Source organism: Novosphingobium rhizovicinum (assembly GCF_040813635.1).
In the GTDB taxonomy this organism is placed as follows: Bacteria; Pseudomonadota; Alphaproteobacteria; order Sphingomonadales; family Sphingomonadaceae; genus Novosphingobium; species Novosphingobium rhizovicinum.
The window spans coordinates 43,068-53,219 of the sequence record NZ_JBFNXR010000029.1; the positions used below are offsets into that span (position 1 = coordinate 43,068).

The 10,152-nt window shown below is 62.4% G+C and carries 9 protein-coding genes and 2 pseudogenes; 7 read left to right on the top strand and 4 right to left on the bottom strand.

Annotation, left to right across the window (positions count from 1 at the left end):
- Positions 1–2: 2 nt before the first annotated feature.
- The 3 genes from ABUH87_RS08680 to ABUH87_RS08690 form a co-directional block, all read right to left on the bottom strand.
- Positions 3–953 (bottom strand): FAD binding domain-containing protein, encoded by a 951-nt coding sequence (locus tag ABUH87_RS08680; RefSeq protein ID WP_367772562.1) that lies wholly within the window; start codon positions 951–953, stop codon positions 3–5.
- On the bottom strand, positions 950–1,600 hold the full coding sequence (gene paoA, locus ABUH87_RS08685; protein ID WP_367772564.1) for an aldehyde dehydrogenase iron-sulfur subunit PaoA: 651 nt from the start codon (positions 1,598–1,600) through the stop codon (positions 950–952). The genes ABUH87_RS08680 and paoA overlap by 4 nt, the downstream gene beginning before the upstream one ends.
- A gap of 220 nt (positions 1,601–1,820) precedes the next feature.
- Positions 1,821–2,723, bottom strand: coding sequence for a LysR family transcriptional regulator (locus tag ABUH87_RS08690; RefSeq protein ID WP_367772566.1), 903 nt, complete (start codon positions 2,721–2,723; stop codon positions 1,821–1,823).
- Positions 2,724–2,873: 150 nt separating this feature from the next.
- On the opposite strand from ABUH87_RS08690, the gene ABUH87_RS08695 reads away from it, so the two are divergent.
- The 6 genes and pseudogenes from ABUH87_RS08695 to ABUH87_RS08720 form a co-directional block, all read left to right on the top strand.
- The gene (locus ABUH87_RS08695) at positions 2,874–3,857 is read left to right on the top strand and encodes an aldo/keto reductase (RefSeq protein WP_367772569.1); all 984 of its coding nucleotides are present in this window, start codon (positions 2,874–2,876) and stop codon (positions 3,855–3,857) included.
- Positions 3,858–3,871: 14 nt separating this feature from the next.
- Positions 3,872–5,041 (top strand): aldo/keto reductase, encoded by a 1,170-nt coding sequence (locus ABUH87_RS08700; RefSeq protein WP_367772573.1) that lies wholly within the window; start codon positions 3,872–3,874, stop codon positions 5,039–5,041.
- Entirely contained in the window at positions 5,038–5,631 is a 594-nt protein-coding gene (locus tag ABUH87_RS08705) for a flavodoxin (RefSeq protein ID WP_367772575.1), read from the top strand. Before ABUH87_RS08700 ends, ABUH87_RS08705 begins: the two co-directional genes overlap by 4 nt.
- Entirely contained in the window at positions 5,628–6,800 is a 1,173-nt protein-coding gene (locus ABUH87_RS08710) for a (R)-mandelonitrile lyase (RefSeq protein ID WP_367772577.1), read from the top strand. The genes ABUH87_RS08705 and ABUH87_RS08710 overlap by 4 nt, the downstream gene beginning before the upstream one ends.
- Positions 6,801–7,051: 251 nt before the next feature.
- Entirely contained in the window at positions 7,052–7,957 is a 906-nt protein-coding gene (locus ABUH87_RS08715; protein ID WP_367772579.1) for a tyrosine-type recombinase/integrase, read from the top strand.
- A gap of 4 nt (positions 7,958–7,961) precedes the next feature.
- Positions 7,962–8,243: pseudogene (locus tag ABUH87_RS08720) on the top strand (transposase zinc-binding domain-containing protein); the annotation flags it as partial.
- 274 nt (positions 8,244–8,517) lie between these two features.
- Here the strand turns inward: ABUH87_RS08720 and ABUH87_RS08725 are convergent.
- Positions 8,518–9,549, bottom strand: a complete 1,032-nt coding sequence (locus ABUH87_RS08725; RefSeq protein ID WP_419956683.1) for an IS110 family RNA-guided transposase — start codon at positions 9,547–9,549, stop codon at positions 8,518–8,520.
- An 87-nt stretch (positions 9,550–9,636) separates the two neighbouring features.
- Here ABUH87_RS08725 and ABUH87_RS08730 point away from each other — a divergent pair.
- Positions 9,637–10,152, top strand: a pseudogene (locus ABUH87_RS08730) (IS91 family transposase); the annotation flags it as partial.

The following is a 10,152-nucleotide window of genomic DNA, read 5'->3' on the forward strand; positions in this document are numbered from 1 at the left end:
GATCAGGCTTTCGCTTTCGCCAACACGGCGGCCACAGTGCGTTCCGCCAGGATGACCTTGAAGGCATTCTCCTGCTGAGGCCGTGCGCCCCTGAGCAGTTCAGCGGTGGTTGCGCGAGCACCGTCCGGCAGCCGCGCGTCGGCTGCCTCCACGCGCCAGGGCTTGTGCGCCACGCCGCCGAGCGCCACACGCGAGCCGCCGTCTGGACGCATGACCGCCGCAACAGACACGATCGCAAAAGCATAGGACGCGCGGTCGCGCACCTTGCGATACAGCTGCACGCCGCCGAGCGGCTTAGGCAGAACCACTCCGGTTATCATCTCACCGCGGTTCAACACCGTCTCGATGTGAGGCGTATCACCGGGGAGACGATGAAAGTCCGCGATGGGGATCGATCGTGTCTTCCCATCCGCCTGGATGGTCTCAACTGTAGCGTCGAGGGCGCGAAGCGCCACGGCCATGTCGCTGGGGTTCGTGGCGATGCAGGCCTCGCTATGACCGATGATTGCGTGCTGGCGCGTATAACCGCCGATGGCGCCGCAGCCGCTGCCGGGTTTACGCTTGTTGCAGGGCATGTTGGTGTCGTAAAAATAAGGACAGCGGGTTCGCTGGAGCAGGTTGCCGGCGGTAGTCGCCGCGTTGCGCAGCTGGCCGGATGCGCCGGCGACCAACGCATGCGACAAGACTGCGTAGTCGCGTCGAACTCGCATGTCGGCCGCGAGGTCAGTGTTACGCACCATAGCTCCGATGCGCAGGCCGCCGTCCGGGGTTGGCTCAATCTGGTCGAGCCCGAGCCCGTTCACGTCGACAAGGTGCGTGGGTGTTTCGATCTCGAGCTTCATGAGGTCGAGGAGATTGGTTCCGCCGGCGATAAACTTGGCGCCCGGCGTCCGCGCCACGATCGCTGCGGCTTGTGCCGGCGACGAAGCGCGCTCGTAGGTGAAAGCCTTCATGCCGCACCTCGCGCGACTTCCTCGATCGCTTCGACGATGTTGGAATAGGCTGCGCAGCGGCAGATGTTGCCGCTCATCCGTTCTCGCAGTTCGGCATTCGTCAGCTTAGGTGAGGCGGTGAGATCGGCTGTGGCGTGGCTCGGTACGCCCGCCTTGACCTCGTCCAGCATCGCTACCGCCGAGCATATCTGCCCGGGCGTGCAGTACCCGCACTGATAGCCGTCGTGCTCGACGAACGCCTGCTGCATCGGATGCATTGCCTCGGGGCTGCCTAAGCCCTCGATCGTGGTGATTTGCCGGCCCTCGTTCATCACTGCCAGAGTCAGGCATGAATTGATCCGGCGGCCGTCGACTATGACGGTGCAGGCACCGCACTGACCATGATCGCAGCCTTTCTTGCTGCCGGTGAGTTCCAGGTGTTCGCGCAGTGCGTCGAGGAGGCTGGTTCGCGTATCGAGTTCCAACGAATGGGGCTCGCCATTCACCTGAAACGACACCTTCGCCATCGACGGTTTGCCCGCGCTCGAACGCGATCGGGTCAGCTCATGAGTTTGCGCGAAGGCCGGTGTGACGCTGACCGCCATCGTAGCGGCGCCAGTAGCGAGTACACCGCGGCGGGAGACAGGTAGGAATCGGTCGTCGGACATTTGGCTCTCCAGACTTCCGAAGTAGGGAGTCAACAGATGGGGGCTCCGCCAGCAGCAGCGAGCGCTAACTGGTAACGTCTGATCGCGATCCGCGTTTCAGCCTACAATCGGCATAGCATCATAAGTTTAGCTACTAAGTCCGGCCGGCGAGCACCGACATGACGATAAAACCGGGCGGCAAGTTGGCCCGCATCGCTGCGAAAGGTGACCGCTCCCGCCGCTAAGTCGATGGTCGACGGTAGCGCAGCGCCTCGATCAGTACGGCGAATGCAGACGACCCATGTCTTCGGCTTGGATAATAAAGATGATAGCCTGGAAAAGGCTCGCACCAATCTTCGAGGACTCGGATCAGCCGACCTGTCGCGATGTGCTCGAGCACGAAATCCTCAGGCATATAGGCTATGCCAAGTCCGTCCAAGGCAGAGGCAAGCCGCATCGGGGCATTGTTGAAGACCAGCTGGCCCTCGACACGCACGCGCAGCTCACGCCCATCTTTGTCGAAGTCCCAGACCGACAGCCCCCCATAAGTCGGCAACCGGATATTGATGCAATTGTGACCGGTAAGATCCTGTGGGACTACTGGTCGGGGATGCTTCTCAAAATAGCTCGGGGCCGCGACCACGGCCATGCGCATGTCAGGTCCGATTGGAACCGCGATCATGTCCTTGGCCACCTGCTCGCCCATGCGGACCCCCGCGTCGTAGCCTTCAGCGACTATGTCGGTGAGGCCGTAGTCAGTGATAACCTCGACCTTGATGTCCGGATGTTCGGGTAAGAAACGCTTCAGCGCCGGCTGCAGGAGTGAAATGGCTGGGTGTTCGCCTGCTGTGATCCTGACCGTGCCTGCGGGCTTGTCTCGCAAGTCGCTCAGCGCGGACACCTCTTGCTCGATCTCCTCGAAGCGAGGCGCCAGCGTCTGGAGTAGCCGCTCGCCGGCATCGGTAGGCGAGACGCTGCGCGTATTGCGCGTGAGCAGCCGCATGCCGAGACGTGCTTCTAGTCCCTTTATCGTCTGGCTGAGCGCTGACTGCGAAACCCCCAGTTTCGCAGCGGCGCGCGTGAAGCTTCGCTCCTTGGCCACCGCAACGAACGCGGCAAGATTGTTGAAGTTCTCGCTCGCCATTCATTAGCCTCTCTAATCTAGCTTTCCCGATTATATCGCCTAATCGCAGCCTCAAGCGAGCCCTAAATAATGCCAGCAACAGATTGGCCGGATCGCACGTCGATGCCTGCAGGCGTTCTCGCGCTGCGCCGGCAAGACAGGAGCATTGGCATGGAAAAGCGCACCCTCGGCACAAGCAAGCTTGAGGTCTCGGCTATCGGTCTCGGTTGCATGGGCCTGAGCTACGGCTACGGCCCCTCCACCGATCGGCAAGACGCCATTAAGCTCATCCGCGCTGCCCATGAGCGTGGCATCACCTTCTTCGACACCGCGGAAGCCTATGGCCCCGGCCTTAATGAGGAAGTTATCGGCGAGGCGCTGGCGCCGGTGCGCGACCAAGTGGTGATTGCAACCAAGTTCGGGTTCAAGAGCGGCGTTCCGTCCGAAGGACTCGACAGCCGTCCCGAGCGCATCCGGCGGGTCGCCGACGAAGCCTTGCAGCGGCTTCGGACGGATCGGATTGATCTTTTTTACCAGCACCGCGTCGATCCCGAAGTTCCGATCGAAGAAGTTGCCGGCGCGGTTAAGGAGCTGATCGACGCCGGAAAGGTCCTCCACTTCGGCCTTTCCGAAGCTGGACCAGACGCAATCCGGCGCGCCCATGCAGTGCAGCCAGTTGCCGCGTTGCAGAGCGAATATTCGCTGTGGTGGCGTGAACCCGAAGCCGAGATCCTGCCGCTGCTAGAAGAACTCGGGGTCGGCTTTGTGCCATTCGCGCCGCTCGGGAAAGGCTTCCTGACCGGCAAGATCGATCAGACCGCCACCTTCGCTGATGGCGATTTCCGCAGCACCGTGCCGCGCTTCTCGCCTGAAGCCCTTGCCGCCAATCAGGCGTTCGTCGAGTTCATCAAGTCGATCGCGGCATCGAAGGGCGCAACGCCTGCTCAGATTGCACTCGCCTGGCTGCTAGCGCAGCGTCCCTGGATCGTACCGATTCCGGGCGCGACGAAACTCCACCGCCTGGAGGAGAACCTCGGTGCGATCGACGTCGACCTGACGACGGAGGACCTCGCCAGGATCGAACAGGCGCTGGGCACCGTTCGCGTTGTGGGCGACCGCTACCCCGCGTCACACCAGCGCTTCGTCAATCGCTGAACAAGGAGGCTGCCATGACGTCCGAGACAAAGAACACTCTCAATCGCCGTACACTGCTTGGTGTGGCGGGCGGCATTGTCGCCGCACCATTACTTGGCGGCTGCGCGACTCCGGCCTTTGCTGATCAAGGCACTCCGCAGCACCAGCCTGCAGCAGCGAGCGGGCGCCGGAAGCTCGGGTCGCTCGAGGTGTCGAGCGTCGGCCTTGGCGTGCAGAACATGAGCCGCACCTATCACACCACGATCCCCAGCCGGCCCGAGATGCACAACATCATCCGCACCGCATTCGACCGCGGTGTAACTTTCTATGACGCCGCCGAGGCCTACGGCCCTTGGGAAGTCGAGCGCATCCTGGGGGAAGGCGTAAAGCCCTTCCGCGACAAGATCGTGATCGCCACCAAGTTTGGCTGGAACATCGACCAGCAGAGCGGGAGACGTTTGCCCGGTCTAAACAGCCGTCCCGAGCACATTCGGCAAGTTGTCGACAACATGCTGAAGCGCTTGCAGACCGATCGCATCGACCTCCTCTACCAGCACCGCGTCGACCCTCAGGTGCCGATCGAGGATGTGGCCGGAGCGATCAAGGACCTCCTGACGCAGGGCAAGGTTCTGCACTGGGGCTTGTGCGAGATGGGTCTGAATACACTTCGCCGCGCACACGCCGAACTACCCGTCACCGCCGTGCAGAACGAATATTCGATGCTCTGGCGCGGTCCGGAAAAGGCCGTGCTGCCGGTCTGCGAGGAACTAGGCATTGGCTTCGTCCCGTGGAGCCCGCTCGGGGTCGGCTTCCTTACCGGCGCGATCGATGAGCAGACACGGTTCGCTCCCGGTGACATCCGCGGCAACGAGACGCGGTTCTCGCCGGAAAATCTGCCGCACAATCTGGCTCTGGTGGTGCTCCTGAAACAATGGGCGGAACGCAAGCAGGCGAGGCCCGCACAAGTCGCGCTGGCATGGCTGATGGAGCAGAAGCCTTGGATTGTGCCCATACCAGGCACCACCCAGATGGCGCACATGCTGGAGAATATCGGCGCCTCAGCGGTGCGCTTTACCCCGGCAGAGGCGGCCGAACTCAACCGGGCGGTACGCGCAATCGAAGTGCGAGGCGCCCGCTTGCCCGCTGCTGTGCAAGCGTTCTCGGATGTGGAAGCGCCGCGCAAAAGCGGAAGATCGCCGTCATGACAGGAGGCGACGAACTCTCCCGGCGCACGATGCTCGCCAGCGCCACCGCGCTGGCGCTGGCCGGCACAGAAGCGTGCGCGCAGCCAACGCCTGCTCCCACTGCACAGGGTGGCAGGACCCTCGTCACCTACTTCACTCGCTCGGGGAATACGAAGGTGATTGCAGGCACAATCCAGCGCGCGCTTGGTGCCGAACTCTTCGAGATCAGGCCCGCACGTCCTTATCCGGAGGACTATGAGGAGACCGTTGCGCAGGCAACGCGTGAGCGCGACAGCGGCTTCGAGCCGCCGCTCGCCGGGCGGGTCGCCAATATCGCAAGCCACGACGAAGTCTACCTAGGCCTGCCGATCTGGGGAGAAACCGCGCCGCCCGTGATCCGCTCGTTTCTCAAAGCCCACGATCTACGCGGCAAGACGATCCGGCCCTTCATCACCCATGGCGGCTACGGCCTCGGCAACAGCCTCGCTGTGCTCGCCAGCCATGCCCCAGGCGCGATTATCAAGCCGCCGTTCGTCATGGAAGCGGATCAGGAGCGCCGGACGATGACCCAGGTGAAGGGCTGGCTTGGTCAAATTCAAGGACAGGAATGATGAAACAGATACTCCAAGCCGTACTCGGGGCATCGGCAATGATGATCACGCCGGTGCAGGCCCAGGAGCGACCGTCTGTAGCGCCGAAGAACATGCAGGCCATCGCGCCCGCTCTCGCCGACTATACCGATGACGTGCTGTACGGAGACATCTGGGAACGCTCCGAGCTCAGCCCGCGCGACCGCAGCTTGGTTACGATCTCCGTTCTTGTCGCGACAGGGAAAACAGCGCAGCTCAATGGTCATCTCGGACGCGGATTGGACAACGGCATCAAGCCTACCGAGTTGGCCGGCATAGTCACCCACCTTGCATTCTATACCGGCTGGCCGAATGCAGTTTCGGCGCTCAATGTCGTCGAGCAAGTCTTTGCGGAGCGGAAGATCGATGCGCGAGCCTTGCGACAGCCCCCTAGTGCGCCGTCGTCACTGCCCGCATCCGCCACGGCCCGCGCGAAATCGTTGGAGGATCAGGTCGCACCGACCGCGGCCAAGCTAGCGCGGTTGACCGATAGCGTGCTGTTCAGGGATCTATGGCGCCGCACCGATTTGGCGCCGCGGGATCGCAGCCTTGTTACCATCGCTGCAATGGCTGCCAACGGCGACACCGGTCAACTCGAACTCCATGTCGAGCGCGGAGTCGAGAACGGGCTGACGAGGCCCGATATGGTCGAAGCCTTTACTCACCTCGCTTTCTATGCAGGCTGGCCGAAGGCTATGGCCGCGGTGCAGGTTACCGCAGCGCCACAGGCGTCTCGAGGTGCGGCCAAGTCGGGTGTCCGAATTTTGCCGCCGGGACAGACACGCGCCGCTGCTCCCCCATCGAACTTCACCGGCTCTGCAGTGGTTACTTCCCGCTTCAAGGGCACAGGTGAGAGCCGCCTTGGCGGTGGCACCGTGACTTTCCAGCCCGGCGCCCACACCAATTGGCACGTTCATCCGCTCGGTCAGCTGCTGATCGTGACTGCCGGTGAAGGTCTGGTGCAGGCGGAAGGTGGACCCGTTCGGACAATCAAGGCGGGCGACACCGTTTGGATCGGCCCGGGCGTGAAACACTGGCATGGAGCGAAGCCGAAACGCGCAATGACGCATGTGGCGGTGTCGGAAGTTGCAGACGGGCAAAGCGTTACTTGGCTGGAGAGGCTAGATGAGGGGCAATCTGGGAGCCCTTAGCCTGGCATGCTGGCATGCGAACGGCCAATCAGCTGCGTGCGTCTGCAACGGCAGATTCTATCAGGAACAGACATTCACGCGGCTGAGAACTGGTCGCGTGCCGCAGGAAGCGAACGCCGCATCGTGAGACATGGACGAACCCGCTCCGCGGGAGGGGCGCTCGGGTTAGGGTCGCGCTGCAATTGCGGGGCGTTGGGCGAGGCGGAGTCGCCATGAGATTGTGAGGTTCCTTCAACGCAAAGGAACTCACCATGGACACGACGATTACTTCCGCCCCGATCGGTTCACTGCGCCAGCGGATGCTGCAGGATATGAAGCTTCGGGGTCTTGGGGCGCATACGCAGCAGGACTACATTCGGCACGTCCGATCTTTTGCCGCGTTTCTGGGCCGCCCTCCCGACACCGCAAACGCAGAAGACCTCCGGCGATTTCAACTCGACCAGCATCGGCGCGCCGTTGGACCGGCGACAATCAACGCCGCAGTATCGGCTCTGCGCTTCCTCTTCACCATGACGCTCAAGCGGCCGGAGATTGCGCTGGGCCTTTCCGTCATACGGTGTGAACCCAAGCTTCGAGATGTCCTGAGCGTCGAAGAGGCCGCGCGGCTCATCGAGGCAGCGCCAGGCATCAAGTACAAAGCGGCTTTCAGCGTGGCCTACGGTGCGGGCCTGCGTGTGTCGGAGGTCACCCACCTCAAGGTTGGAGACATCGACAGCGAGCGCATGATCATCCGTGTCGAGCAAGGCAAGGGACGCAAGGACCGTAACGCGATGCTCTCACCGCATTTGCTGGATTTGCTGCGGCAATGGTGGCGTGAAGGCAAACGCCGCGGAGTGATGTTACCTCATGGCTGGCTGTTCCCGGGCCGCAACTGCACGGATCCGATCTCGGCGCGCCAGTTGAACCGCGCCGTGCATGGGGCGGCCGAGTTCGCCGGGATCCACAAGCGGGTGAGCCCGCATACATTGCGGCATTCGTTTGCCACTCACCTGCTTGAGCAGGGTGTCGATATCCGCGTCATCCAGGTGTTGCTGGGCCACACCAACATCGACACCACCGCCATCTATACCAAGGTTTCGAGCAAGACCATGCGCGCGGTGGCCAGCCCGCTCGACCAAATCGTGGCTTTGATGGAAGGCAGAGCACCTCCCGGCTGAGCCCGTGCGCGCCTCGCTCGAGGTCGCCGATATCTTTCGCAGCGCCGGGCCCTCCTATCGGGTGGCCCATGCCGGACATATGAGCCTTGGCCAGCTCAAGGTCATGACAGCGATCGAGAACTGCCGCACCGCCGCGCTGGGCAGTCACGTCGAGGCCTGCGACGACTGCGGGCATTGGCGGATCGCCTACAACTCCTGCCGCAACCGGCACTGCCCCAAGTGTCAGGGCGCGGCCGCGCGCACCTGGCTGGCCGCGCGTGAGGCCGACCTGTTGCCGGTGGGCTTCTGTGGTTGCCGCCCGATGTGCAAGAGGGTTTTGATCGAATGCGCGCGTGATCGAGTGCGGTCTTCTGTCAGGCCTTCCTATGCGGCATTTTGCAGAAGCCGCGGGCCAGTATGGTGATCTGCGGATCAGGTCCAAATCTACTTCCCGAGCTTGATCGCTCATGCCAACCGGCTGGTTTTCCTGATCCAGATCTGTTCGATCATTGTGCCCATTCGAGCCTTCGCCTTCTCACACCCCCATTATCCGGCGTCAGGTAGTTTTTGCGGCATGTCGATCATGCTGCGGCTGCCTGCGCCGAATCTCGGTAATCCTCGTTTTTCGTCAACATAGCCCAGATTGTCCGCGCCATCTTGTTGGCCAAGGCGATCGCGACAAGCATCCTGGGCTTTCGCGCTGCGATGCGTGCCAGCCACGAGCCTTCCGGAATTGATTTTCGGCCGAGCCAGTTCAGGCGCGACATTGCTCCGATAAACAGAAGTCTCCGGATATCGCTCTGCCCCGCCTTCGATACCCGACCGAGCCGTTCTTTCCCGCCAGAGGAGAATTGGCGTGGGACGAGGCCAAGCCAGGCGGCAAAGTCGCGGCCGCAGCGGAAACTCTCCATTGGTGGAGCAAAGGCTTCGACAGCCAGGGCGGTCAACGGACCAACTCCCGGGATTGTCTGCAAGCGCCGCGCAGTATCCGCTTCAGCTGCGAGAGCCTTGATCTTTGCCGTCCGGGCATCGATGCGGACCGTCTTCTCGGCAATTTGCTTTATCAGATCGCCGCACTCCTCGCGCATCAGTTCGGGCAGGTCGCTGTTTGGTTCATCCAGGATGCCTTTGATCCTGCCCAGCTGGTGAATTCCCAGCGGAACGACATGGCCAAATTCGTAGAGGCACGCTCGAAGAGCGTTCACCAGCTCCGTGCGCTGGTGGACCAGCCGCTCTCGAGCGCCAAACAGGATGGTACGGCTTTGCTGCTCCGCAGACTTGGGCTCGACGAAACGCATCTCCGGCCGCTGTGCAGCGATCACGATGGCTTCGGCATCCGCCGCGTCGTTCTTCTGCCGCTTGACGAAGGGCTTCACGTAACGCGGAGCGATCAGCTTCACCTCATGGCCGCGCCTGCTCATCTCGCGCGCCCAGTAATGCGCGCTGCCGCAAGCTTCCATGACTACAATGGTAGGAGGCTGCTTGGCCATGAACTCAGCGAAACCCTGCCGCGACAGCTTCTTTCGAAACGTCGGCTGCCCGGTCATCGATGCGCCGTGCAGCTGGAAAACAGATTTGGCCAAATCCACGCCGATCATCGTATCCTTTGACACGGTTGCCGTCCTTTCCGCTCAGTGGCCTCAACACCACTAACCTGGCACATTGCGATGCCGTCTGGGGAGGGCGGCAACCACCCCATCTACTTCCACGTCGTCTTCACCGTGCCCGCAGAGGTCGCGGATATAGCATGGCAGAACAAGGCGGTGGTCTATGATCTGCTGTTTCGCGCGGCTGCGGACACCATGCTGACCATCGCCGCTGATCCCAAACACCTCGGCGCGCGGATCGGCATCACCGCTGTCTTGCACACGTGGGGATCGGCGCTGACGCACCATCCGCATGTGCACATGATCGTACCCGGCGGCGGCATCGCGCTTGACGGCACGCGGTGGATATCGTCGCGCCCCGCATTCCTGCTGCCGGTGCGCGTGCTGGGCGCATTGTTCCGTCGGCTGTTCCTTACGCGCCTGCTGGCGTTGTTCGATGCTGGCAAGCTGGCTTTCTTCAGCACCTTGGCGGGCCTCGCGACACGCAAGGCCTTCCTGCGGCATCTGTCGCCGATCCGGAAGAAGCGCTGGGTGGTCTATGCCAAGCCGCCCTTCGCCGGGCCGCATGCTGTGCTGGCCTATCTCTCGCGCTACACCCACCGCGTCGCC